Origin of the sequence: Bradyrhizobium sp. BRP20, assembly GCF_020194215.1 — a bacterium.
Taxonomy (GTDB): domain Bacteria; phylum Pseudomonadota; class Alphaproteobacteria; order Rhizobiales; family Xanthobacteraceae; genus Bradyrhizobium; species Bradyrhizobium yuanmingense.
Window position 1 is genome coordinate 339806 of sequence record NZ_JADYVY010000002.1, and the last position, 24392, is coordinate 364197.

The window sequence follows — 24392 nt, forward strand, 5'->3', positions numbered from 1 at the left end:
CGAAGCTCCCACGGCCTCGACCAACGCGCGAGGACCGCGAACCGGTCCAGCGTCAGAGGCGCTTTTCGAAGAAGAGGTCCGGATAGGGATCGTCGTTGAACCGCGGGATCTCGCGCCAGCCCGTGCTGCGATAGAGCTGACCGGCTTCGGGCAGTGCGCTGTTGGTGTCGAGCCGCAGCAGTGCGATGCCGAGCTCGCGCGCGGCGCTCTCGGCCGCATCCATCAGGCGGCGGCCGAGCCGCAGCCCGCGCGCGGCGGGCGCGACCCACAGCCGCTTGATCTCGGCGTAGCCGTGATCGGTGCCCTTCAAGCCGACGCAGCCGATCGGCAGCGTGTCCGACATCGCAACGAGGAATGTGCCGCGCGGCCGGCGCATGTCCTTGGCGTCGGGGTCGCGTGACAGCGAGACGTCAAAGCCCTGGCTGAAGCGGCGGCCGAGCTCGGCATAGTACTCGCCGAGGCAGTAGCGCGCTTGCTCGCAGCGCGGATCCGTCTCCTCCAGCGCGACGCGCTCGCGCGTCAGCGCGGAGGCGATCAGGTCCATCGCCGCCAGCAACGCCTCGCGTTGCGAATGTTGCGCGAGGAGGCCTTCGGCCTGCGCGTTGGACAGCGCCTCGTAGGCTGCGAACTCGCGCCGGCCCGCCCGTGTGAGCGTTGCCATGCGCCGCCGCGCATCGTCCTCGCGTGCGGCGGTCTCGATCAGCCCTTCGTCCTCGAGGCTGCGGAGCAGCCGGCTCATCAGCCCGGAATCGAGACCGAGATAGTCGCGGATCTCCGCCACGTCCGATCGCCCGTGCCCGATCGCATTGAGCACGCGCGCGGCACCCAGCGGCCGGCCGCGCCCGAGAAACGACGTATCGAGTGCTCCGACGGCAGAGGTGACGGCGCGGTTGAAGCGGCGAACGCGGGAGACGGGATTGAGCATGATATCTGACTTTAGTCAGATATCGCGGCTTGTCAATCGTGCGAGAGCTGATCGAGTTGCAGTTGCGCGCCTCTTTGTGAGTTGTTCCCGTGTCGGGAGCCGTTACCATGCGGCCGCTCGGGGAGTCTGAATTCACAACGAGCGGAGGCGGCATTGGGCGGGATGGAACGCAAAGCGAAGGGATCGGACCTGTTTGTCGCGGCGTTGGAGAATGAGGGTGTTGACCGCATCTTCGGCATCCCCGGCGAAGAGAATCTCGATCTGGTCGAATCGCTGCGTGCTTCGAGGATCGAGCTGATCCTGACCCGCCACGAGCAGGCCGCGGCCTTCATGGCCGCCACCCACGGGCGGCTGACCGGCAAGCCCGGCGTTTGTCTGTCGACGCTCGGCCCGGGTGCTCTCAACCTGTCGACGGGCGCCGCCTACGCGCATCTCGGTGGCATGCCGATGATCCTGATCACCGGCCAGAAGCCGATCATGAGCAGCCGGCAGGCCCGCTTTCAGATCGTGGACGTGGTGGCGACCATGAAGCCGCTCACGAAACTGTCGCGCCAGATCGTCAGCGCCTCCAGCATCCCGACCGTGGTGCGCGACGCCTTTCGCGTCGCGATGGAGGAGCGGCCCGGGCCGGTGCATCTCGAACTGCCCGAGGACGTTGCCGGGGACGAGGTGCCTGCGGTCCCCGTGATCCCGGTCCATCCGATCGAAATCCCGGTCGCCCATCGCGCCGCGCTCGACCGCGCCGCCGAGATGATCATGGCCGCCAAGCGGCCGCTGGTGATGATGGGCGCTGCGACCAGCCGGCCGCGGTCGACACACGGCATCGCAAGCTTCGTGCGGCGGACCGGCATTCCGTTCTTCACGACTCAGATGGGCAAGGGCACCGTGCCCGGCGGCACCAATCTCTACATGGGCACTGCCGCCTTATCCGAGCGCGACTATGTGCATGATGCCATTGACGCTGCCGACCTGATCGTTGCGATCGGTCACGACCCGATCGAGAAACCGCCATTCATCATGGGGCCGTCAGGGCCAAAGGTCATTCACGTCAGCTACACGCCGGCAAGCGTCGAGCAGGTCTATTTCCCGGATGCCGAGGTCGTCGGGGATGTTGGCCCGAGCCTGGAGCTGCTGGCGGATCGCCTCGAAGGCAAGCTGCCGCAGGCCGCGGCGCTGCTGCCGCTGCGCGAAGAGATACTGAAGCACATCGCCGACCGCGCCACCGAAGCGCGCTGGCCGCCGACGCCGCAGCGCATCGTGCACGACATCCGCCAGGTGATTCCGGAGAACGGCATCGTCGCCCTGGACAACGGCATGTACAAGATCTGGTTTGCGCGCAACTACCGCACCCGCGTCGCCAACACGCTGCTGCTCGACAATGCGCTGGCGACCATGGGCGCCGGCCTGCCGTCGGCGATGATGGCCGCGATGCTCTATCCCGACCGCCGCGTGCTTGCGGTTGCCGGCGACGGCGGCTTCATGATGAACAGCCAGGAGATAGAGACGGCGGTCCGCCTCAAGCTCAACCTGGTCGTGCTGGTGCTGGAGGACAAGGCCTACGGCATGATCCGCTGGAAGCAGGCCGTCGACCGCTTTGCCGATTACGGCATGACGTTTGGCAATCCGGATTTTGCACTATACGCCAAGGCTTATGGCGCCAAGGGTCATCGAATCGAAAGCATCGACAGCTTCGGCACGACGCTCGATGCCGCCTTCAGGGAAGGCGGCGTGCATCTGGTCGTGGTCCCGATCGATTATTCGGAGAACGTACGGGTGCTGGTCGACGAGCTGCGGGCGCACGAGAAGGCGAAGGCGTGAATTTTGTGCGACGCTCTCACCGTTCGTCATTGCGAGGAGCCCTTGCGACGAAACAATCCAGACTGTCACCGCGGAAAGATTCTGGATTGCTTCGCTGCGCTCGCAATGACGGAGCCTGTGGCGCACGTCTCGGTTCAACATGACAACCACACTTGTGTTGGGCGTGCCGATCGTCGAAACTCTCCACTACCCAACCAGCCACAGGAATAAAGCATGCCTCGCGTTCGTTGTGTCACCGAGATGGGCATGGGCGTCGACGTCCACGGCAGGGACGCCACCAAGGCGGCCAAGCGCGCGGTCTCCGATGCCATCAGGCATTCCAGCCTCGGCTTCTTCCGGATGATCGGCAAGACCGCGAACGACATGTACGTGGACGTCACGATCGGCGTGCCGAATCCAGAAGCCGTCGACAAGGAAGCCGTCGCCAAGGAGCTGCCTTACGGCACCGTGACCGTCACCGCGGTCAAGGGCGGGCTGGAGATCCCCTCGGCCACGGAAGTGGCCAACGATCCCATCCTGATCGCCAATGCCGCCGTCATCGTCAGCTTCGACAAGGATTAGGCCGATGTCCGCGAGCGATGAGGCGCTGCTGGATCGCCCGATCTGGAGCGCGTTGACGACGAGCCAGAAGCATCTGGCCGAGGGCGGCCCGCGGGCTCTGCGCTATCCCGTGGACATGACGCCGTTTGCCGATATGGCGGACATGTCCGCGGCAAGTTTTGCGGCGCTCGGCGATCTCATGTCGGGCTCGCAAGTCGCGGTGCTGTTCACGCCCGAGCCCGTCGAAATTCCCGCCAGCTTCAAGGTGCTGCTCGCGGAGCCCGGCGAGCAGTTGATCGGCTCGCCCGCCGACACTTCGCTGCGCGATGCCGAGATCGTCCGCCTCGGCGCGACTGACGTTCCCGCCATGATGGCGCTGACCGAGCTGACCAAGCCCGGGCCGTTTGCGGCGCGGACGCACGAGCTCGGCACATTCCTCGGCATCCGTGCACGCGGCGAGCTGGTCGCCATGGCCGGCGAGCGGATGAAGCCGGGCAATTTCACCGAGATGACGGCGGTCTGCGTGCATCCCGATCATCGCGGTCGCGGTTACGCACAGGCGTTGCTCGCCGCCATCGCGCGCCAGATCGAGGCGCGCGGCGAAATTCCGTTCCTGCACGTGTTCGCGAGCAATACGTCTGCCATCGCGCTGTACCAGCGGCAGGGCATGCGGATTCGGCGCCGGCTGCAGGTCACCGTGCTGATGAAGCAGGGATGAGCTGCACCGTGGGCTTCATATCCTGAGAAATCGCGCTATATCGATTCCAACCACAAATCGGGGGGGAGCACATGGACGCCAGAACGACTGATTTTTCCGCCGTACGGACGGCGATGCAGCGCTACGTCGATCAGGAGATCATTCCCGGCGTATCCTGGGCCGTGCTGCGCGGCCGCGAGGTGGTCGATCAGCAATGCGTGGGCTTTGCCGACCGAGAGGCCAACACCGCATTGCGGCCCGACCACATCTTCCGCGCGTTCTCCAACACCAAGATCTTCGTCACCTGCGCGATCATGCTGCTGGTCGAGCAAGGCGGCATCGGGCTCGATGACGCAGTCGAAAAATTCCTGCCGCAGCTCGGCAATCGCAAGGTGCTGAAGCAGGGCGCTTCGAGCCTTGCCGATGTCGAGCCGGCGAAGAGTCCGATCACGATCCGCCAGCTCCTGACCCACACCTCCGGTCTCAGCTACGGTATCTTCGATCCCGGCACGGTGCTGTTCAAGGCTTACAACGAGGCGCGCGTGCTCAATCCGCTAACGCCGCTCAGCGACATGATCGACAGGCTCGCCGACCTGCCGCTGTCCTATCACCCTGGCACGGCCTGGGAATATTCCGTGGCGACCGACGTGCTCGGCCGTGTGGTCGAGGTCGTCTCGGGCCAGCCGCTCGACGCCTTCCTGAAGGCGCGCATCTTCGATTCCCTCGGCATGACCGACACCGGCTTTTATGTCCCCGAGACACAGCAGGGCAGGCTGGTCGCGCTCTACAACGGCGCCGACGTGCTCGACCCCATGAAGCCCGGCCTCACGCGGGCCGACCATCTGCCTTACCCGCAAGCCTATCGGCGGCCGCTGCCGCGGCTCTCGGGCGGCGGCGGTCTGGTCTCGACCTTGCCAGACATGCTCGCGCTGGTGTGTGCGCTGCTGCCCGGGTCCGATGCGTTGCTGAAGCCGGAAACGCTGCGGCAGATGATGACGAACCAGCTGCCCGCAGGCCAGACCATCCGCTTTGCCAATCTCGGCCCGATTCCCGGCAAGGGCTTTGGCCTCGGCGGCGCCGTCACCTTCGCGCCGACACCGTTCGATCCGCCGAACTCGACCGGTGAATTCCAATGGGGCGGCCTGGCCGGGACCCATTGGTGGATCTGTCCGGAAGCCAATACGGCGGGCGTGCTGATGGCCCAGCGCTATATGGGCTTCTGGAATCCGTTCTTCTTCGAGTTCAAGCGCCTGGCCTATCAGGCGGTCGGAGCCTGATCGCAAAAAAATCTTCCGTCAGCGCGAATCCTTCTTGGCCATCGCGTCCTCTTGTTGGTCGAGGCAATCGGTCTCGGCCCATATCGGAGGATGTGATGGGATTCTATCGGAAGAACATCGGCGGACTGCATCAGGTGGTGCGGGTCGTCCTGGGGATTGCGGTGGCGGCTGCGGCGTTCGTTTATCTTGCCGGCGCGACAGCATGGCTGGTCGCGCTCGGTGGCGCCGGCTTCGCGCTGACCGGTTTCGTCGGTTATTGCCCGATGTGCGCGATGGCAGGCATCGGCAAGGGAGGGATGTCGTGAGCGCGGCGGCGATCTCGCCAAACCTGTTCGAGGCCGCGCGGCTCGGCGATGCCGAGGCGATTGCGCGTCTGCTCGAGACGACGCAGCCGGATATTCGTCGCTATGCGCGCGCGACCTGCCGCAGCTCGGCGGACGCCGAGGATGCGACGCAGGAGGCGCTGTGGATCCTGTTCCGCCACGTCGGCACGATCCGTTCGCTGCTGGCGTTGTCGGCCTGGCTGTTCAGCGTGGTCCGGCGCGAATGCCTGCGGCTCGCGCGCCGGGCCGGCGTTGTACCGGCAGTCGATCAGGGCGAGGCGGAGGCCGCACTGCTGTTGCGCCCTGAGGCCGATCTGCGGCTCGACGTCGCCGCGGCGTTCGAGGCCCTGCCGCCGCACTATCGCGATGTCGCGCTGATGCGCGACGTCAAGGAGATGACGATCGATGAGATTGCCGCCGCGCTCGGCGCGACCAGGCAGACCGTGAAGGCGCGGCTGCATCGCGCCCGCGCCTTGATGCGCGAATATCTGACGAGATGAGAGACAACCAGATTCAAAGGAAAAAAACGGAGTGACGTGGGCGGGAGACGTCGCCTCCCGCCCACGGTTTCGCTTTAGTCCTTCCACGGACGAACTCGCCTTCGCCGGCCATGGCGACGGCGAATGGCCGCAGCGTGTGCAGCACGCGCACGGTGCCGGCGTGCTGGGCCAGCACGTCCGGCAGGCGGCGATAGGCCATCGGGCTCTCGTCGAGGTCGGCACCGATCAAGGTGACGCCGCGCTCGTTCAGCCAACGGTCCATCTCCTCGCGCGAGAAGCGCCGCTTCGCCTCACGTCGTCCGAACAGGCGGCCGGCGCCGTGCACGGTCGAGTAGAGCGAGGCCTTGGCTTCCGGGCTGTCGACGCCTTCGAGGATGACGGCGTCGTCGCCCATCGAGCCGCCGACGAACCCCTTCTGGCCGGGAAACGCCGGCGTCGCGCCCTTGCGCACCACCCACAGATCCTTGCCGTCGTGGGTCTCACGCCAGGCATAATTGTGGTGGTTGTGCACGCTCTCGGTCACGCTGCCGCCGATGATCTGGCGGACGCGCTCGACGACCCATTCGCGGCCCGCATAGGCATAGCGCCCGGCGAGCTGCATCGCCGCGATGTAGCGGCGGCCGAGCTCGCTGTCCTCGTCGACGACGGCGGGCGGGACGTTCATGCCGTCCTTGCCGCCGGCGGCCTTGAGGTAGCGCGTCGCGGAGGTGTGCCCGAGACCGCGGCTGCCGAAGTGGACGCCGATCCAGACGAAGCCTTCCTCGTCGCGCATGAGGTCGACATAGTGGTTGCCCGATCCGACCGTGCCGAGCTGCTTCACCGCCTTCTGACGGTAGTCCTCCATGTCGCTTTCGCGCCAGGCCTCGCCGTCGTCGAACAGGTCGTGCTCGGCCCGTTCCGCGTTGGCACGTCCGACGCCGAACGAGATCACCTTGGCGACGTCGCGGATGATCGTGGGAGCGATCCCCGCGATGTCGTCGAAGCGCGTGTCGAGCCGAGCCGCCATGTTGCCGCAGCCAATGTCGAAGCCGACGCCGGAGATGCTGATCTGCTTCTCATAGGCGATCACCCCGCCGACCGGCTGCGCATAGCCGAGATGGCCGTCGGCGCAGATCACGCCGGAGACGACATTGCCGATGGCCATGCAATTGCGCATCTGCGCGATCGTCGCCTCCTCATGCGGGCCGAACACCTTCAGCGGCGCATTCTGGAAACGGGCGTCCTGCGTCCGGAACGCGGCAATCGAGCTCGCGGTCGCATTGGCCTCGCGGGCAAGATGCTCCTTGCGCGCGGCGTCCTTGTACAGGCACCAGGCCGGCTGGCCGCGTCCTTCGCCGACGCGCGAGTCGGGGTCGACACCGGCGGCGAGGCAGAGCTCGCGGGCGCGTTCCATGTAGGGATCGGGTCGTCGCATGGTCGTAGATCCTTGTCATTCCGCGCGCACCATAACGGGGGCGGGCGGATCATTTCAGAGATTTCGCTGGCCCCGGGCGCATCTCGCGTCCGGGGCCATTGTTGTTGCGCGTCAGTTCAACGCCGTCTCGGACGCCGCGATCCACGCGACCACGGCCTCGGAGAAGCCGTTGACGCGGGTCCAGGCGCCGTGACCGACGCCGTGCTGATACGAGGCCACGTTGACCATGGTGCCGCGCGCCCTCGGCTCGGGCACCTGGTCGTGGCTCTGCTCGTCGGTGAAGACGATGAGGCGATCGCCCTTGCAGTCGATCTCCGTCACCGCATTGCCGAGATAGGTTCCGCCATGCGGCTGCGAGTTGATGATCGCATCCCGCAGCGCGAAACCGCGGCGGGGAGGGACCTTCACGACCTCGTTGGAGAAGGTGAAGATCTCGACCTCGTCGCAGATCTCGCGGGCGAGAATGGCAAGGCCACACGCCGCCTCCGCGCGCGTCATTTCCGACTGCGCGGAGAGCGTTGCGAACATCGAGCCGGACACGTCGATCAGGAGCCGGGTGCGGCCCGGAAGCCGCACATGGTCCTTGATTGACTTGAGCATCGCGGCCTCGAGCTCGGGCTCGAAGTCCGGCGCATAGCGTGCCGCCGTGATGAAGCGATAGGGCAGGATACGATCCGTCCGCATCGCCTCGATCGCGCCTGCGATGATCTCGCGCGGGACCTGCGCGTTCTGCATCAGGCGCAGATTGCGCAGTAGCGCCAGGCCGCCGAGCTTTCGCTCGGCGATCAGCCGCTCGAAGGTCTCGCGCTTGTTCTTGCCGGCCGAGAGCGAAACCTCCCAGGTGTCGGGGGAGGCGAGCTCGCCATCGACGAGCTGCTTCCACACCTTCGCCTGATCGGCGTCTTTCGGCTTGGCGTGCACCAGGAACAGAACGTCCCTGATCCGCACCGCGCCGTCGCGGTCCCACTTGGCGAGCTGATAGGCGTCGAACTTGGTCAGCGCGCGGGCAAGACCCTTCTTCACCTGTGCCGAGACCGGCTGGCGCTTGCGCTGCTGCATCGGCCCCAGCGCATCCGCCCAGTAGATCGCGAGCAGCTCCGTCATCTCGTCGGGACGCTGGATCACCTGGGCGAGCGTGTGGGCAACGAGGGTGCGGTGCTTCTCGTTCCGCGCCATCTCGCGGATGACGAGGAGCGGTGCGTGCCGCAGCTTCATCACCTCGCGCGCCTCGATCGCAAGCTGCGCGACGCGCGCGGGCGCGACCTTGGGCACGAGGGCCTTGATGCGGTCGGCGATGGCGACGCCATCCTCGTAAAACTGGTCCTCCCACAGGAGGCAGTTCATCAGCGCCCGCTTCAGCTCCATCTCGGGCGTGAAGCGCACGGCGCGGGCGCCCTCCCGCGTGAAGGCACGAGTGATCTTGTTGAGCCTGACCATGACGGCCTCCTCTTGGGTTGACGGGGACATGAAAGGGGTGCCGGGGAACAAGCGAGGCTGTCCTGCCCACGAGGGGCTCCACATGCTCTACCGCTGAGCTACGGACTTTCGTCCGGAAGGAGTCGAACCTTCGACAGTGTGATTACGAAGTAACAGCACTCTTCACCACCGGCGGTGGCTAAGGAAACACGATCCGGGAACAGGCGATTGCTGTACCCGACGAGCCGAAGCTCGCCGGAAAGCGCTCTATCCTCTGAGCTACCGGTGCATGGGACACCGGGCGGGATTCGAACCCGCGACCTCTCGCGTTGCAGGCGAAGTAACAGAAATCTTCACCACGGATCGTGATGGGGTTGGCGGGGAACGAGCGATGCTGTTGCTGCCCTTGCGGGCGATCCGCCTTTCGGCGCGCAGGGTTCGAACCTGCTCGGCGCTTTCGCGCCTTCACCACGAAGTAACAGACATCTTCACCACCGCCAGGCCGGCGCTTTTCGCATCGGCCGTTGATGGGTACGCTGGGGAACGGGCGATATCGGCTTTCAGTGACGACAACACAGTCTCCGTCCCGAACGGACAGATCCTGCGCCGGGCCGCGTGCGTACCTTTTCCGAGGCCGCATCCCGGTGCGTGTGTCAAAGGCGGGAGGCATACCCGCTGTGCCGTGTGGAGAAGTATCCGACATCTTCACCACCAGCATCGGTTGAGCCGCGATCGTCGCGGCAAACCGAGTTACAAAAATTCGATCGCGGCGCTGTCGACGCGCCGCACATTGCGAACCCGCTGGGTTCGCTCTGCCATCGGTGTCCGGCTCATCGCCTCGTTCCCTCCGGCAGGCCCCGCGCACTTGGACACGCGCCTCTCCAGCGCGAGCCCCGGGATCCGGGTCTCCCGTTCCGGCCGATGCCGGGTTGTTCGGTTGGGCCGCGCGGCGGGCAACAAAAAACCCTCCGGAGCGGCAGGCTCGGGAGGGTCCGTGAGAAGCGGACGATCGATCTTGCGGTCAGGCAAGATCGCTCCCATGAGCCGGGCATGCGCAATCGAATAGCTTGGGGCTATTCGGCGTGTGGACAATTCTTTCGTAGCGGTACGACATCGCTCGGTTCATGGTGTCTGTCGCAAACGGAAGTGCTTGCGAGGGCGCGGGACATACGCCCGCAACTTGCGGATGTCAAGCGAGACGCGCGCGGAAATTGAAATTGATGGACGCATGACTTGCCAAACCTATTTGGGGCTCGACGGATTTCGTTTCGGGTGGGTCGCAGCGTGGATCGACGAGCGTGGCGATCAAGGCTTCGATTATTCGCCTGGCCTGACGCGTCTGCTCGCAATGCCGCACGCCCGCGCGATGATCGACATGCCGATCGGACTGAACCCGAGCGGCTACCGCGCCTGCGATGTGCGGGCGCGCGAACTGATCGGCCCTGCGGTGTTTCTCGGTGCGCGTCGCGACCTCTGGAGATTCCCGGACATGGCGGCGGCCAATCGCCATTACTGGAAGCGCGAAGGCGAGGGCAGGGGCGTATCGGCGCAACTGTGGAATATCAGGGACAAGATGAGGGAGGTCGACGAGGCCATGACGCCGGCGCGGCAGGCGACGATCGGCGAAGCGCATCCGGAATTGATCTTCTGGAATCTGGCACGGCGCGTGCAGCTCGAACCGAAGACCTCGCCGCGCGGGCGAGAGCAGCGCATCGCGCTTTTGAGAGAGCGCGGCTTCACTGAGGTCGAGAGATGGCTCACGCTTCGCCACGGCACCGGGATCGGTCGCGACGATCTCATCGACGCCTGTGCCTGCGCCGTCGCAGCGCGCGACAGCACGCGTTCCGTTGGTGACGGCGCGGTCGATACGCGCGGACTACGGATGGAGATCAACTTCTGACGGCGATCAGCCCTCGACGTCGCCTTCGAGGTGCACGCGGCTGCTGTGACCTGGATGCGCGCTGCCGCTGTCGTCGTCCAGCCTCGTTGCTCTCGCTTCATACTCGTCGGCCATCGTCCGCAACCGCTGCGCGGCTTTGCTGTGCGCGAGATCGTTCGCGACGCGGCGACAGCGTTCAGCGTGGTCGAGCAGGGCGCGCTTCTCGATGTTCATCGCGTGACAACGCGCGAGGGGACCATTGGTCCCCGCGCAAGCCGCCGGAACAGCACGATCGCTTCGCAGTAGGATCGGGAAAAAACGGCAATATTTTAGTGCCGCCTCGGAACATGGCGCCTGAGCCGACGTTCTACGCCAGAGGCTGTGAGGGACATAATACCATGTACGACGTGTGCCAATTGGCGACCGCGATGCTCGCGATCGCCTTTACGGCCCTGCTGTTGGTGACGGGTCAACGATTCATCGAGTCTCGGCTGCAGCGTGACGCATTGCCCCCGTTCGTAACGATGGCGACGCTGCCGCCCTAAGCACAGCCGGAAGTCACTTGCGCGGTGCGGTATCTTGCCTAGATTGAGCACGCCTCAGTCCATGCGCCCAGGATCCCGATGTCCGCTCTGTCCGTCTTCCCCATCACCAAACGTTGGCCCGCCAAGCACCCCGAACTGCTCCAGCTCTATTCGTTGCCGACGCCGAACGGCGTCAAGGTCTCGATCATGCTGGAGGAGATCGGGCTTCCTTACGAAGTCCACCTGGTTGATTTCGGCAAGGACGATCAGAAGACGGCCGAATTCATCTCGCTCAATCCGAACGGCAAGATCCCGGCGATCCTCGATCCGAACGGCCCCGGCGGCAGGCCGCTGCCGTTGTTCGAGTCCGGGGCGATCCTGCAATATCTCGCGGAGAAGACCGGCAAGCTGCTGCCGCAGGATGCCGCGCGGCGTTATCAGACCCTGCAATGGCTGCACTTCCAGATGGGCGGCGTCGGGCCGATGTTCGGCCAGGTCGGCTTCTTCCACAAATTCGCCGGCAAGGATTACGAGGACAAGCGGCCTCGCGACCGCTACGTCGCCGAAGCCAAGCGCCTGCTCGGCGTGATGGAGGTGCATCTCGCCGGCCGGCAATGGTTCATGGATGACGACTACACCATCGCCGACATCTCCATGCTCGGCTGGGTGCGCAATCTCATTGGCTTCTATGGCGCCGGCGATCTCGTCGAGTTCACCCAATTCAAGGCGGTCGGCGCCTGGCTCGAGCGCGGGCTTGCCCGCCCCGCGGTGCAGCGCGGATTGAACATTCCGCAGCGGCCCTAAGTCGCTTTAGGTTAGTGTTTGAGCATGATCTTTTCGGAAAACCGCTACACACTTTTCCGGATCATGCTCTAGAACAGCCGTCCGCCGTTCGGCACCGGCTTGCTCGGCTGCACCAGCACGACCTTGCCGTCGGCATCGGGGAAGCCGAGCGTCAGCACCTCGGAGACGACCGGGCCGATCTGGCGCGGCGGGAAATTGACGACGGCCGCGACCTGTTGGCCCACGAGGGTCTCGAGCGGGTGGTTTTCGGTGATCTGGGCCGAGCTCTTGCGCACGCCGATGGCGGGGCCGAAATCGATCCACAGCCGCCAGGCCGGCTTGCGCGCTTCCGGAAACGGTTTGGCGTCGACGATGGTGCCGACACGGACGTCGACCGCGAGGAAAGCGTCGAAGTCGATGGTCGGTGCGGCCGCCGCCGCGGGATCGTGGGTGACGTGCATGGGATGTCCGTTCGGTGGGTGACTCGTCTCGCGACATTGTCGCGCGACGCGGAGTTTCGTACAACGCCACGCACATCACCGCTACGTCATGCGCGAGGACCGTCTTGCCCACCATCATCTACGGCATCAAGAACTGCGACACCATGAAGAAGGCCCGCGCTTGGCTCGATGCCCACGGCGTGGCTTACGCGTTTCACGACTACAAGGCGGCGGGAGTCGACAAGGACAGGCTGAAGCAGTGGAGCGACAAGGTCGGTTGGGAGACCCTGCTCAATCGCGCCGGAACGACGTTCAAGAAGCTCCCCGACTCCGAAAAGGAAGGCCTCACCGAGAAGAAGGCGCTCGCCTTGATGCTAGCGCAACCATCGATGATCAAGCGGCCGGTGCTCGAAATCGGCGGCAAGCTGCTGGTCGGCTTCAAGCCGGATATCTATGCCAAAGAGGTCGGCGGCAAGGCGCGCTGACGTCAAAGCATGATCCGGAAAAGTGCTCAGCGGTTTTCCGGAAAGATCATGCGTAAACAACAATCTAAAACGCGATGATGATTCCTCCAAATCTCATCGCGCTTTAGTTCAGCTCGATGATCTCGTTGGAGATGGCGGGGCCCGGCTCGGAGAACTCGACCGGCTCGGCGGGAGCGATGCGGCCGGGGGCGCGATGAAACAACTCGCGATCGATCACGGCCCGCAGCTTCGGGCGCGGCAGCGCGTCATTTCCGCGCATCAGATTCTTGATCTCGAAGCCGCCGTCCTCGCAGAAGGTCTTTACTGACGCGATGACGTGGCTGACCCTGCCGTCGGTCAGGAACGGCAGCAGCAGCCGCTCATACGCGACGATGCGGCCATAGGTGTCATCAACGTCGGCAACGCTGTAGACCGGAAGGCCGCGCGCGACGCATTCATGATAGATCGGCAACACGTAAGGTGCGAGCCGCGGCCCGACGTAATCATCGAGCGAAACGCCCTTGCCGGTATGTCCATAGGCGCGCGAGACGCGGGTGCCTTCGCTCTGGATGACGAGACGCGTCGGCGTCGAAAGCTCCACCGTGTAGTAGATTAGATCCGACAGCTCCTCCTCGAGCCGTGCGGGCTGATACTCCCAGATCGCCGGAGCGATCTGCTGGCGCGCATAAAGTCGCAGCCACGTGTTGAGGAGATCACGCTGGCGGATCGACTTGACGATCGAGGGAGCCGCGCTTGCAAAATCCAAAGCAATATTCTCCGCGACGAGAAAACCCTGGGATGATCGTGCCAACGGGAAAATTTTTGATGAAGGCTGGCGCGGGAGACGAAAGACCGTTAACGACGGCTTGATGGCCGGTGCCTTGCGAACCGGGTGGCCGGGCAGGCACGCATCGAAACGTCTCCGACTAAGGGAGCATTTGTACCCCGGCCGGAGGCCTGACCTGCTCAGCTTTCCGCCTTGCCTAACCCCCGTCACCTCCGGCATATTCCGCGCCCGGAGGCGGCGCCCCGGTGGGCTGCAAGTCCTCCGGACAGCCGAAGCAACAAGCACAGCCACGCGCCGCGCGGGCAGGGGGAAAACTGTTTGGCCGATGAGTTCATTCTCGAAACGGAAGGCTTGACCAAGGAGTTCGCGGGCTTCTTCGCCGTCCGCGACGTTGCGCTCAAGGTTCGCCGTGGGAGCATTCATGCGTTGATCGGCCCGAACGGGGCCGGCAAGACGACCTGCTTCAATCTCCTGACCAAGTTCCTCAAGCCGTCGGCCGGGAAAATCCTGTACAAGGGGCAGGACATCACCGCGATGGCGCCGGCGGATGTGGCCCGCCTGGGGCTGGTCCGTTCGTTCCAGATTTCGGCGGTGTTTCCCCATCTCACCGCGCTCGAGAACGTCCGTGTCGCGCTGCAGCGCCAGCATGGCTCCTCGTTCGATTTCTGGCGCTCCAAGTCGGTGCTCAACCGCTTCAACGATCGGGCGCGCGAGCTTTTGAACGACGTCGGCCTCAGCGAGTTCGCCAACACGCCCGCGGTCGAGATGCCCTATGGGCGCAAGCGCGCGCTCGAGATCGCGACCACGCTGGCGCTCGACCCGGAGATGATGCTGCTCGACGAGCCGATGGCCGGCATGGGCCATGAGGACATCGACAAGATCGCGGCGCTGATCAAGCGCATCTCCGCGAAATACACCATCCTGATGGTCGAGCATAACTTGAGTGTCGTGGCCAACCTCTCCGACATCATCACCGTGCTGACGCGCGGGCAGGTGCTCGCGCAGGGCCATTACTCCGAGCTCACCAAGGACGAGCGCGTCAAGGAAGCTTACCTGGGAGCCGGTCATGCCTGACACTGCGATCGCCGAGGCTCCGGCCAGGGCTGCGACCGGCGGGAACATCCTGCAAGTCCGCAACCTGGAAGCCTGGTACGGCGAGTCTCACATCCTGCACGGGATCAACTTCGACGTGAACGCGGGCGAGGTCGTCACCCTGCTCGGGCGCAACGGCGCCGGCAAGACGACAACGCTGAAGTCGATCATGGGCATCATCGGCAAGCGCACCGGCTCGGTGAAGTTCAACAACCAGGAGATCATCCGCGCGACCTCCGACAAGATCGCGCGCATGGGCGTCGCCTTCTGCCCGGAAGAGCGGGGCATATTCTCCAGCCTCGATGTCCGCGAGAATTTGATGCTGCCGCCGGTGATCCGCGAAGGCGGATTGTCGCTCGAGCAGATCTTCGAGCTGTTCCCGAATCTGAAGGAGCGGCTGAACAGCCAGGGCACCAAGCTGTCGGGCGGCGAGCAGCAGATGCTCGCGATCGCGCGCATCCTGCGCACCGGCGCGAGCTTCCTGATGCTGGACGAGCCCACCGAGGGCCTTGCCCCCGTCATCATCCAGCAGATCGGCCACACCATCGCGCGGCTCAAGAAGGAGGGCTTCACCATCCTCCTGGTCGAGCAGAATTTCCGCTTCGCCTCCACCGTCGCCGACCGCTACTACGTGGTCGAGCACGGCAAGATCATTGACGGGTTTTCCAATTCGGAGCTTGCCGCCAACATGGACAAGCTCCACACCTATCTCGGCGTGTAGCCGAGCAGGCGGGACGATCGAGAGTAACTATCAAAGGAATATTGGGAGGCAGATTATGAAGCACGGCATTTCGGCAATGTTGCTCGCGACGGCCCTGGCGCTCGGCGCGGCAGGCGGCGCAGTCGCACAGGACAAGAACGTCAAGATCGGCGTGCTGACCGACAATTCGGGACTCTATGCCGACCTCGGCGGCGCCGGCTCGACCGTCGCAGCCCAGATGGCGATTGAGGATTCCGGGCTCGCTGCCAAGGGCTGGAAGCTCGACCTGATCTCTGCCGACCACCAGAACAAGCCCGATATCGGCTCCACGATTGCACGGCAATGGATCGACGTCGAGAAGGTCGACATCTTCATGGATGTCCTGAACTCCGGCGTTGCGCTGGCGGTGAACAACATCGTCAAAGAGAAGAATTCGATCCTGATCAACACCGGTGCTGCGACGTCGGATCTCACCAACGCGCAATGCTCGCCGAACACGGTCCACTGGGTCTATGATACCTATATGCTCGCCAACAGCACCGGGCAGGCGCTGGTGAAGGCGGGCGGCGACACCTGGTACTTTCTGACCGCGGACTACGCCTTTGGACATGCCCTCGAGCGCGACACCGCCGCGGTCGTGGTGAAGTCGGGCGGCAAGGTGATCGGCAACGTCAAGCATCCCCTGAACACTGCCGACTTCTCCTCGTTCCTGCTGCAGGCGCAGGCCTCCAAAGCCAAGATCATCGGCATGGCCAATGCCGGCGGCGACACCACCAACACCATCAAGCAGGCGGCGGAGTTCGGCATCGTCTCGGGCGGCCAGAGGCTTGCGGGCCTGCTGCTCTTCATCACCGACGTGCACTCGCTCGGTCTGAAGGTGGCGCAGGGCCTGAACTTCACCGAGACCTTCTACTGGGACCTGAATGACGGCACGCGCGCCTTCTCCAAACGCTTTTCCGAGCGCATGAAGAACAAGGCAATGCCCTCGATGGTGCAGGCCGGCGTCTACTCGGGCCTGCTGCACTATTTCAAGACCCTGGAGGCGATGGGCGGCAACCCGCATGACGGGGCCAAGGTCGTCGCCAAGATGAAGGAGATGCCGACGGATGATGCGCTGTTCGGCAAGGGCTCGATCCGCGCCGACGGTCGCAAGCTGCATCCGGCCTATCTTTTCGAGGTCAAGAAGCCCGAGGAATCCAAGGCGCCCTGGGACTATTATAAGCTGATCGGCACGACCGCCGGCGACCAGGCCTTCCGGCCGCTGTCGGAAAGCGCCTGTCCGCTGGTGAAGAAGTAACGGTGAACGATGCAGGCCGGCGCGCAGCCGCGCCGGCCTGTTGTTGAGGAATAGAAGGGACCGGGTGCGGGATCGATGCAGGCTCTCTACGCTCAGCTACTGGTGGGATTGATCAACGGCTCGTTCTACGCGCTGCTCAGTCTCGGGCTTGCCGTCATCTTCGGCATGCTCAACATCATCAATTTCGCCCACGGCGCGCTCTACATGATGGGCGCCTTCGTCGCCTATTTCCTGTTGAACCTCGGTGGCATCAATTATTGGTGGGCGCTGCTGCTGGCGCCGATCATCGTCGGCATCTTCGGCATGATCCTGGAACGGACCATGCTGCAATGGCTGACCGGGCTCGATCATCTCTACGGCCTGCTCCTGACCTTCGGCATCGCGCTGATCGTGCAGGGCGTGTTCCAGAACTATTTCGGCTCCTCGGGCCTGCCTTACGCCATTCCCGACCAGCTCAGGGGCGGCATGAATCTCGGCTTCATGTTCCTGCCGATCTACCGCGGCTGGGTCGTCGTGTTCTCGCTGGCGGTGTGCCTTGCGACCTGGTTTCTCATCGAGAAGACGCAGCTCGGCGCCTACCTGCGCGCCGCCACTGAAAATCCGACGCTGGTGCGTGCCTTCGGCATCAACGTGCCGCGCATGATCACGCTCACCTACGGTCTCGGCGTCGGCCTTGCCGCGCTGGCCGGCGTGCTCTCGGCGCCGATCAACCAGGTGCGGCCGCTGATGGGCGCCGATCTCATCATCGTGGTGTTCGCGGTGGTGGTGATCGGCGGCATGGGTTCGATCATGGGCTCCATCATCACCGGCTTCGCGCTCGGCGTGATCGAGGGCCTGACCAAATATTTCTACCCCGAGGCGTCCAACACCGTCGTGTTCGTGCTGATGGTGCTGGTGCTGCTGGTGAAGCCGACGGGATTGACGGGAAGGGCGGCCTAAAGATGACAACCCTGACGGACGACACGCTTCCTGTGACCCCGCGCGCGATGCGCGACGAGATGATTGTATTCGCAGTGATGGCGCTGCTGCTCGCAGCGGTGCCGTTCACGGGCGTCTACCCGTTCTTCGTGATGCAGGCGCTGTGCTTTGCGCTGCTCGCCTGCGCCTTCAACCTGCTGGTCGGCTATGGCGGCTTGCTGTCGTTCGGCCACGCGATGTTTCTGGGGACGGCCGGCTATTGCAGCGCGCATGCGTTGAAGGTCTGGGCGCTGCCGCCGGAGCTCGGCATTCTCGTCGGCGTCGCCGCGGCATTCGTGCTGTCGATCGTCACCGGCTACATCTCGATCCGCCGCCAGGGCATCTATTTCTCGATGATCACGCTGGCGCTGTCGCAGCTCCTGTACTTCATCTATCTCCAGGCCCCGTTCACCCATGGTGAGGACGGCATCCAGGGCATCCCACAGGGGCGCATGTTCGGCCTGCTCGATCTGTCCAAGCCGACGGTGCTGTACTATGTGGTGCTGGTCGGCTTCCTCGCCGGCTTCCTCCTGATCTTCCGCATCATCAACTCGCCGTTCGGCGAGGTGCTGAAGTCGATCCGCGAGAACGAGCAGCGCGCGATCTCGCTCGGCTACCGTACTGACCAATACAAGTTCCTGGCCTTCGTGCTGTCGGGGACGCTCGCCGGCCTTGCCGGTGCGCTGAAGGTGTTCGTGGCGCAGAACGCTTCGCTCACCGACGTGCACTGGACGATGTCGGGCGAGGTCGTGCTGATGACGCTGGTCGGCGGGCTCGGCGCCGTTTTCGGTCCCGTGGTCGGCGCCTTCGTGATCATCGCCATGCAGCAATATCTGGCCGGCTTCGGCCAGTGGGTGACGGTGATCCAAGGCGCGATCTTCGTGGTCTGCGTGCTCACCTTCCGCCGCGGCGTCGTCGGCGAAATCGCGCATTACTTCCGACGTTCGCTCTAAGTAACTGATGTTGCATCAGTTTCATTGATGCATGAAAGCGGTGGATGACCCGGCTCCGCGGGCGTGAGGCGACACGCGCGCGGATCGAAAATGGTCTATGACAGTTTTATGACAGCCCTCACGGGCCTGACCATTTCCAACCGGTAGCCTACCCCCATGATGCGATGGTTTCGTGCGTTCCTGCCCAGGGAAGAGCGGTTCTTCGACCTGTTCGACCGCCATGCCCAGACCGTGATCCAGGGCGCGGTCGCGCTCCAGGGCATGCTTAACGGGGGCGAGGAGACGCCGGTCTATTGCCAGCGCGTCAACCAGTTCGAGAACGACGCCGACAATATCACCCGCGAGGTGCTGACGGCGGTGCGCCGCACCTTCATCACCCCGTTCGACCGCGGCGACATCAAGAACCTGATCACGTCGCTGGATGATGCCATCGACCAGATGCAGCAGACGGCCAAGGCCGTGATGCTGTTCGAGGTGCGCAGCTTCGAGCCGCCGATGCGCGAGATCGGCGGACTCTTGATCGAATGCGCCAATCTGGTCGGCCGTGCGCTGCCGCTGATGCAGGAGATCGGCAAGAACGTCGCCATGCTGACCGCGATCACCGAGGAGCTCGGCAAGCTTGAGGGCCGTGTCGACGATCTCCACGACATCGGCCTGAAGGAGCTGTTCCTCAAGCATCGCGACGGCAATGCGATGGATTTCATCGTAGGGGTCGAGATCTACGACCATCTCGAGAAGGTGGCCGACCGTTTCGATGACGTCGCCAACGAGATCAACAGCATCGTCATCGAGCAAGTGTAGGGCAGGGCCGCCGTGGATGCTGCGTTGGCTTTTCCCGTCCTGGTCGGCTTGATCGCCGTCGCGCTGCTGTTCGATTTCCTGAACGGCCTGCACGACGCCGCCAATTCGATCGCGACCATCGTCTCGACCCGCGTGCTGCGGCCGCAATTCGCGGTGTTCTGGGCCGCCTTCTTCAATTTCATCGCGTTCCTGGTGTTCGGGCTGCACGTCGCCCAGACCATCGGCACCGGCATCATCGATCCCGCGGTCGTCGACGCCCAGGTGATCTTCGCAGCCCTCGTCGGCGCCATCGTCTGGAACCTCGTGACCTGGGCGCTCGGCATTCCATCGTCGTCGTCGCACGCGCTGATCGGCGGGCTCGTCGGCGGCGGCTTGGCCAAGGCCGGTATTTCGGCCGCGGTGTGGAGCGGCCTGTCCAAGACCGTGCTGGCGATCGTGCTGTCGCCGCTGGTTGGCTTCCTGCTCGCAATGGCGCTGGTTGCGATCGTGTCCTGGGCCTCGGTGCGCTCGACGCCGTTCGCGGTCGACCGCGCCTTCCGCATCCTGCAATTCGTCTCCGCTTCGCTCTATTCGCTCGGCCATGGCGGCAACGACGCGCAGAAGACCATGGGCATCATCGCGGTGTTGCTCTATTCGCAGGGCCATCTCGGCAGCGAGTTCTCGGTGCCGTTCTGGGTGGTGCTGTCGTGCCAGGCGGCGATGGCGCTGGGCACGCTGATGGGCGGATGGCGCATCGTCCGCACCATGGGCCTGCGCATCACGAAATTGACCCCGATGCAGGGCTTTTGCGCCGAGACGGGAGGCGCGGTGACCCTGTTCATGGCGACCTATCTCGGGGTTCCCGTCTCGACCACCCACACCATCACCGGCGCCATCGTCGGCGTCGGTGCCGCCCGCCGCGTCTCGGCCGTGCGCTGGAACGTCGCAAGCTCGATCGTCTATGCCTGGGTGATCACGATCCCGGCCTCAGGCATCGTGGCCGCGCTGACCTGGTGGGTGGTCCAGCTCGTCAAGTGACGAGCTTCAGTCCGATGATGCCGGCGACGATCAGGCCGATGCTGGCGAGGCGGAAGGCCGTCGCCGGCTCGCCGAACAGAACCATGCCGAGCGTCGCGGTGCCGACCGCGCCGATGCCGGTCCAGACCGCATAGGCGGTTCCGACGGGCAGGGATTTGAGCGCAAATCCGAGCAGGATGACGCTGCCGGCCATGGCCGCGAGCGTGACCGCGGACGGGACAAGCTTGCTAAAGCCCTCGGTGTATTTCAGGCCGATGGCCCAGGTGATCTCGAGGAGACCGGCGACGAACAGGATGCTCCAGGCCATGACGACCCTCCATTCAAGGCAGGGTCGTCCCCGCGGCTGGTGTGCTGATGGGCAGGGAGGTCGTCCTCCCAAAAGGGGGATATGGGGCTGGCCGGAAACCTTCGCAATCACCAAATGAGGCTTGATCAGGCCCGTTTTCCCTGCCACACGCTCCCGCCATGTCCGACATCGCCGCCACCACAGCCGAATCGCCGGCCCGTTCCCCGCTTGCCGCCGAGGTGGCGAGGCGGCGGACCTTTGCGATCATCTCCCATCCCGACGCCGGCAAGACCACGCTGACCGAAAAGCTGCTGCTGTTCGGCGGCGCCATCAACCTCGCCGGCCAGGTCAAGGCCAAAGGCGAGCGGCGCAACACGCGTTCGGACTGGATGAAGATCGAGCGCGAACGCGGCATCTCGGTGGTGACCTCGGTGATGACCTTCGAGTTCGAAGGCCTCGTCTTCAACCTCTTGGACACGCCGGGCCACGAGGACTTTTCGGAAGATACCTATCGCACGCTGACGGCGGTCGATTCCGCCGTGATGGTGATCGACGCGGCCAAGGGTATCGAGGCGCGCACCCGAAAGCTGTTCGAGGTGTGCCGTCTGCGCGACATCCCGATCATCACCTTCATCAACAAGATGGACCGCGAGAGCCGCGACGTGTTCGAGCTGCTCGACGAGATCGAGAAGACGCTGGCGCTCGACACCACGCCGATGACCTGGCCGGTCGGCCGCGGCCGCGACTTCCTCGGCACCTATGACGTCGTCAATGGCGGCGTGCGCCTGCTCGAAGGCGGTGGCGCCAAGACCGGCGCGGCGCTCGAGATCGAGATCGAAGAGCTTGCCAAGCTCAACGCCAATCTCGATGTCTCCGCCGTGAAGGACGAGCTCGAGCTCGTCACCGAGGCGTCGAAGCCGTTCGAGCTGGACGCGTTCCGCGAGGGACATCTGACGCCGGTCTATTTCGGCAGCGCGCTACGTAATTTCGGCGTCGGAGACCTCCTGGAGGGCCTCGGCAAGTTTGCGCCCGAGCCGCGCGCGCAGGACAGCGACCAGCGCAAGGTCGAGGCCACCGATCCCAGGATGAGCGCCTTCGTGTTCAAGATCCAGGCCAACATGGATCCCAACCACCGCGACCGCATCGCGTTTGCGCGCCTGTGCTCGGGCAAGCTCAGCCGCGGCATGAAGGCCAAGCTCGTGCGCACCGGCAAGAGCATGCCGCTGTCGAGCCCGCAATTCTTCTTCGCGCAGGACCGCTCGGTCGCGGACGAAGCCTTCGCCGGCGACGTCGTCGGCATTCCCAACCACGGCACGCTGCGCATCGGCGATACGCTGACCGAGGGCGAGGATTTCAACTTCGTCGGCGTGCCGAGCTTCGCGCCGGAAATCGTCCGCCGTGTCCGTCTCACCGACGCGATGAAGGCGAAGAAGCTGAAGGAAGCGCTGCAGCAGATGTCGGAAGAGGGCGTGGTGCAGGTGTTCCGCCCCCGCGACGGCGCCCCGGCGCTGGTCGGCGTGGTCGGCGCGCTGCAGCTCGACGTGCTCAAGGCCCGGCTCGAGGCGGAATATTCGCTGCCGGTCGAGTTCGAGGTCAGCGAGTTCCAGCTGGCGCGCTGGGTCTCCTCGGAGGACCGCAAGAAGCTCGACAGCTTCATCGCCGCCAATAATTCGAGCATTGCCGACGACGTCGACGGCGATCCTGTCTATCTCGCCCGCAACGAGTTCTACCTCGGCTACACCAAGGAGCGTGCCGAGGGCATCGAGTTCAGCAACGTCAAGGACGTCAAGAAAAAGGGGTAATGTTTCCCAGACGTTCTCCGTGATGCAGGACGGCAACGCATAGCGAGGTCGACGGTCATGAGGCGGCGCGAATTCATCATGCTCGCTGCAGGCGCGGCGGCCTTTCCGCTGAGCACATCCGCGCAGGGGAATGTGCGGCGGATCGGTGTGTTGGCGGGAGGCAGGGCGAGCGATCCGGAGAGCCAGGCCGGCTACCAGAAACTGAGACAGCGTCTGGGCGAGCTCGGTTGGGAACAGGAGCGCAACATCCATATCGAGTATCGCTGGTGGGCCGGCGATCCGAATGTCGCCGATGCCCAGGCGGCGGAGCTCGTGAAGTGGGGGCCGGATGTGCTTCTGGCAATCGGCACTCCCTCTGTGGAAGCCCTGAGGCGACGCGCGCCGACCTTGCCGATCATCTTCACGGTCGTTGCCGATCCCGTGGGTGCCGGTTTCGTCCAAAGCCTGGGCAAGCCGGGCGGAAGTATCACGGGCTTCACGACTTTCGAGCCTGAAATGGCCGGCAAGTGGCTGCAATTGCTCAAGCAGGCGGCACCCGCGATACGGAGGGTTGCCGCAATCTTCAATCCGCGAACGGCGCCCATGATCTTGATGCCGTCCGTGCAGGCGGCCATTCCGGCAGTCCAGCTCCAGCTCGTTCCGGCGCCGGCGCACAACGCCGCCGAGCTCGAACAGGCGATTTCCCGCTTTGCAGAGCAGCCAGACGGCGGGCTGCTGATCTTTCCCGACGCATTTCCACTCGTTCATCGGCAATTGATTCTGAACTTGGCGGCCGCGCATCGTCTGCCGGCGATGTATCCGTTCCCGTCCTTCGTCACGGACGGCGGGCTGATGTCTTACGGAGTCTCGATTACGCAGCTCGTCGGTCGCTCGGCGGATTATGTCGACCGCGTCTTGAGAGGAACCCGTCCCGCAGACCTTCCAGTCCAGCAACCGAATGAATTCCAGTTCCTGCTCAATCTCAAGACAGCCAATGCGTTGGGGCTGAATTTACCGCCCACGCTGGTGGCGCAAGCGGATCAGATTGTCGAGTGAAGCGAACCATCGCGGCCAGCCTTGAAGCTTTCATAGCCGTCGCCACCTGTTGCAAATGCCATTGCGGTCCCGGTACATGTGGCGCTGCATTCTTGTTCTTGCCTTGCTGGCAATGACCTCGATCGTCGCCGACGCGCAGCGACGCCAGATCAATCCGATTCCGTTCGCGCACGAGCCTTGCAGCGTGCTCGACGGCGAGCCCTGCACGCCATCCTATTGCAGCCCGCTCGAGCCCGGCCCCTGTATTCCCGAGATCGACTACCCTTACGGCCAGAACCTCCAGCTCACGATCGAGAGCGTGCCTGCCGAGGCCGACCGCGCCAAATACCGGAAGCCCGATCACGATCTCGACACGATCGGCGACCTCTTCGCCGCGCTGCGCAGCTGCTGGTCGCCGCCATCGGACCATGCGCGCGCAGGCATGCAGATGTCGGTGCGCTTCAGCTTCAACAAGACCGGCGGCCTGATCGGCCCGCCGCGCCTCACATACGCGACTGCGGGCGTGCCGGCGGACACCCGGACGACCTATCTGAACGCCATCAATTCATCGCTGAAGGCCTGTCTGCCGCTGAAATTGACCAGCGGGCTCGGCGGGGCGTTGGCCGGGCGGCCCATCGCGATCCGTTATGTCGACAATCGGGAGCTCGGCAAATAGCGCGCGAGTT

Annotated in this window: 27 protein-coding genes; 20 read left to right on the top strand and 7 right to left on the bottom strand. The window is 64.4% G+C overall.

The features are described 5' to 3' along the window. Positions 1–52 precede the first annotated feature (52 nt). Positions 53–925, bottom strand: coding sequence for a bifunctional helix-turn-helix transcriptional regulator/GNAT family N-acetyltransferase (locus tag I6F33_RS06205; protein WP_225140226.1), 873 nt, complete (start codon positions 923–925; stop codon positions 53–55). Positions 926–1087: 162 nt separating this feature from the next. Here I6F33_RS06205 and I6F33_RS06210 point away from each other — a divergent pair, with 162 nt between their 5' ends. From I6F33_RS06210 to I6F33_RS06235, 6 genes are all read left to right on the top strand, one after another. Continuing rightward, positions 1088–2743, top strand: a complete 1656-nt coding sequence (locus I6F33_RS06210) for an acetolactate synthase large subunit (RefSeq protein ID WP_225141569.1) — start codon at positions 1088–1090, stop codon at positions 2741–2743. Positions 2744–2956: 213 nt separating this feature from the next. After that, complete coding sequence (locus I6F33_RS06215; protein WP_225125733.1) at positions 2957–3304, top strand: Lin0512 family protein; 348 nt, start codon at positions 2957–2959, stop codon at positions 3302–3304. 4 nt (positions 3305–3308) lie between these two features. Then, a complete protein-coding gene (locus I6F33_RS06220; protein ID WP_225125732.1) occupies positions 3309–4001 on the top strand; it encodes a GNAT family N-acetyltransferase in 693 nt (230 codons plus the stop codon). 71 nt (positions 4002–4072) lie between these two features. Beyond that, positions 4073–5257 carry a serine hydrolase gene (locus I6F33_RS06225; protein WP_225125731.1) on the top strand — a complete coding sequence of 395 codons (1185 nt, stop codon included), beginning with the start codon at positions 4073–4075 and terminating at the stop codon, positions 5255–5257. Positions 5258–5352: 95 nt separating this feature from the next. Further along, entirely contained in the window at positions 5353–5562 is a 210-nt protein-coding gene (locus I6F33_RS06230) for a DUF2892 domain-containing protein (protein ID WP_036000902.1), read from the top strand. Then, on the top strand, positions 5559–6080 hold the full coding sequence (locus tag I6F33_RS06235) for an RNA polymerase sigma factor (RefSeq protein WP_036000900.1): 522 nt from the start codon (positions 5559–5561) through the stop codon (positions 6078–6080). Before I6F33_RS06230 ends, I6F33_RS06235 begins: the two co-directional genes overlap by 4 nt. A 13-nt stretch (positions 6081–6093) precedes the next feature. Here I6F33_RS06235 and I6F33_RS06240 read toward each other — a convergent pair whose 3' ends face one another. Both I6F33_RS06240 and I6F33_RS06245 read right to left on the bottom strand, forming a co-directional pair. Then, positions 6094–7494 (bottom strand): RtcB family protein, encoded by a 1401-nt coding sequence (locus I6F33_RS06240; protein ID WP_225141570.1) that lies wholly within the window; start codon positions 7492–7494, stop codon positions 6094–6096. A 111-nt stretch (positions 7495–7605) separates the two neighbouring features. Further along, positions 7606–8931, bottom strand: a complete 1326-nt coding sequence (locus tag I6F33_RS06245) for a vWA domain-containing protein (RefSeq protein WP_225141571.1) — start codon at positions 8929–8931, stop codon at positions 7606–7608. 1207 nt (positions 8932–10138) lie between these two features. On the opposite strand from I6F33_RS06245, the gene I6F33_RS06250 reads away from it, so the two are divergent. Further along, complete coding sequence (locus tag I6F33_RS06250; protein ID WP_225124205.1) at positions 10139–10810, top strand: DUF429 domain-containing protein; 672 nt, start codon at positions 10139–10141, stop codon at positions 10808–10810. 6 nt (positions 10811–10816) lie between these two features. On the opposite strand, the gene I6F33_RS06255 is transcribed toward I6F33_RS06250, so the two are convergent. Beyond that, entirely contained in the window at positions 10817–11023 is a 207-nt protein-coding gene (locus tag I6F33_RS06255; protein WP_225124204.1) for a hypothetical protein, read from the bottom strand. Positions 11024–11187: 164 nt separating this feature from the next. Between I6F33_RS06255 and I6F33_RS06260 the strand changes: the two genes are divergently transcribed. Continuing rightward, positions 11188–11334, top strand: a complete 147-nt coding sequence (locus I6F33_RS06260) for a hypothetical protein (RefSeq protein WP_225124203.1) — start codon at positions 11188–11190, stop codon at positions 11332–11334. Between the two features lie 78 nt (positions 11335–11412). Then, the gene (locus I6F33_RS06265; RefSeq protein ID WP_225141572.1) at positions 11413–12117 is read left to right on the top strand and encodes a glutathione S-transferase family protein; all 705 of its coding nucleotides are present in this window, start codon (positions 11413–11415) and stop codon (positions 12115–12117) included. Between the two features lie 68 nt (positions 12118–12185). On the opposite strand, the gene I6F33_RS06270 is transcribed toward I6F33_RS06265, so the two are convergent. Then, complete coding sequence (locus tag I6F33_RS06270) at positions 12186–12557, bottom strand: tRNA-binding protein (protein WP_225141573.1); 372 nt, start codon at positions 12555–12557, stop codon at positions 12186–12188. A gap of 104 nt (positions 12558–12661) precedes the next feature. Between I6F33_RS06270 and I6F33_RS06275 the strand changes: the two genes are divergently transcribed. Beyond that, positions 12662–13021, top strand: coding sequence for an ArsC family reductase (locus I6F33_RS06275; protein ID WP_225141574.1), 360 nt, complete (start codon positions 12662–12664; stop codon positions 13019–13021). Between the two features lie 103 nt (positions 13022–13124). Here the strand turns inward: I6F33_RS06275 and I6F33_RS06280 are convergent, their stop codons facing one another. Then, positions 13125–13766 (bottom strand): PAS domain-containing protein, encoded by a 642-nt coding sequence (locus I6F33_RS06280; RefSeq protein ID WP_225141575.1) that lies wholly within the window; start codon positions 13764–13766, stop codon positions 13125–13127. Positions 13767–14105: 339 nt separating this feature from the next. Between I6F33_RS06280 and I6F33_RS06285 the strand changes: the two genes are divergently transcribed. The 7 genes from I6F33_RS06285 (at position 14106) to I6F33_RS06315 (ending at position 20604) form a co-directional block, all read left to right on the top strand. Then, positions 14106–14861 carry an ABC transporter ATP-binding protein gene (locus I6F33_RS06285; RefSeq protein ID WP_014495850.1) on the top strand — a complete coding sequence of 252 codons (756 nt, stop codon included), beginning with the start codon at positions 14106–14108 and terminating at the stop codon, positions 14859–14861. Beyond that, positions 14854–15600, top strand: coding sequence for an ABC transporter ATP-binding protein (locus I6F33_RS06290; protein WP_225141577.1), 747 nt, complete (start codon positions 14854–14856; stop codon positions 15598–15600). The genes I6F33_RS06285 and I6F33_RS06290 overlap by 8 nt, the downstream gene beginning before the upstream one ends. Before the next feature lie 55 nt (positions 15601–15655). Continuing rightward, positions 15656–16876, top strand: a complete 1221-nt coding sequence (locus tag I6F33_RS06295) for an ABC transporter substrate-binding protein (protein WP_225141579.1) — start codon at positions 15656–15658, stop codon at positions 16874–16876. A gap of 75 nt (positions 16877–16951) precedes the next feature. Then, a complete protein-coding gene (locus I6F33_RS06300; RefSeq protein WP_036000843.1) occupies positions 16952–17815 on the top strand; it encodes a branched-chain amino acid ABC transporter permease in 864 nt (287 codons plus the stop codon). Between the two features lie 2 nt (positions 17816–17817). Further along, positions 17818–18786 (top strand): branched-chain amino acid ABC transporter permease, encoded by a 969-nt coding sequence (locus I6F33_RS06305; RefSeq protein ID WP_225141581.1) that lies wholly within the window; start codon positions 17818–17820, stop codon positions 18784–18786. Positions 18787–18942: 156 nt separating this feature from the next. Continuing rightward, positions 18943–19587 (top strand): DUF47 domain-containing protein, encoded by a 645-nt coding sequence (locus tag I6F33_RS06310; protein ID WP_036000836.1) that lies wholly within the window; start codon positions 18943–18945, stop codon positions 19585–19587. Between the two features lie 12 nt (positions 19588–19599). After that, positions 19600–20604 (top strand): inorganic phosphate transporter, encoded by a 1005-nt coding sequence (locus I6F33_RS06315; protein WP_036022657.1) that lies wholly within the window; start codon positions 19600–19602, stop codon positions 20602–20604. Here the strand turns inward: I6F33_RS06315 and sugE are convergent. Beyond that, the gene (gene sugE / locus I6F33_RS06320; protein WP_036022660.1) at positions 20597–20911 is read right to left on the bottom strand and encodes a quaternary ammonium compound efflux SMR transporter SugE; all 315 of its coding nucleotides are present in this window, start codon (positions 20909–20911) and stop codon (positions 20597–20599) included. The two genes, I6F33_RS06315 and sugE, sit on opposite strands and share 8 nt — an antisense overlap. A 158-nt stretch (positions 20912–21069) precedes the next feature. Here sugE and I6F33_RS06325 point away from each other — a divergent pair, with 158 nt between their 5' ends. The 3 genes from I6F33_RS06325 (at position 21070) to I6F33_RS06335 (ending at position 24382) form a co-directional block, all read left to right on the top strand. After that, positions 21070–22692 carry a peptide chain release factor 3 gene (locus I6F33_RS06325; protein ID WP_036034125.1) on the top strand — a complete coding sequence of 541 codons (1623 nt, stop codon included), beginning with the start codon at positions 21070–21072 and terminating at the stop codon, positions 22690–22692. Positions 22693–22749: 57 nt separating this feature from the next. Then, positions 22750–23727, top strand: coding sequence for an ABC transporter substrate-binding protein (locus I6F33_RS06330; protein WP_225141583.1), 978 nt, complete (start codon positions 22750–22752; stop codon positions 23725–23727). Positions 23728–23803: 76 nt separating this feature from the next. After that, the gene (locus tag I6F33_RS06335) at positions 23804–24382 is read left to right on the top strand and encodes a hypothetical protein (RefSeq protein ID WP_225142033.1); all 579 of its coding nucleotides are present in this window, start codon (positions 23804–23806) and stop codon (positions 24380–24382) included. Positions 24383–24392: the final 10 nt, after the last annotated feature.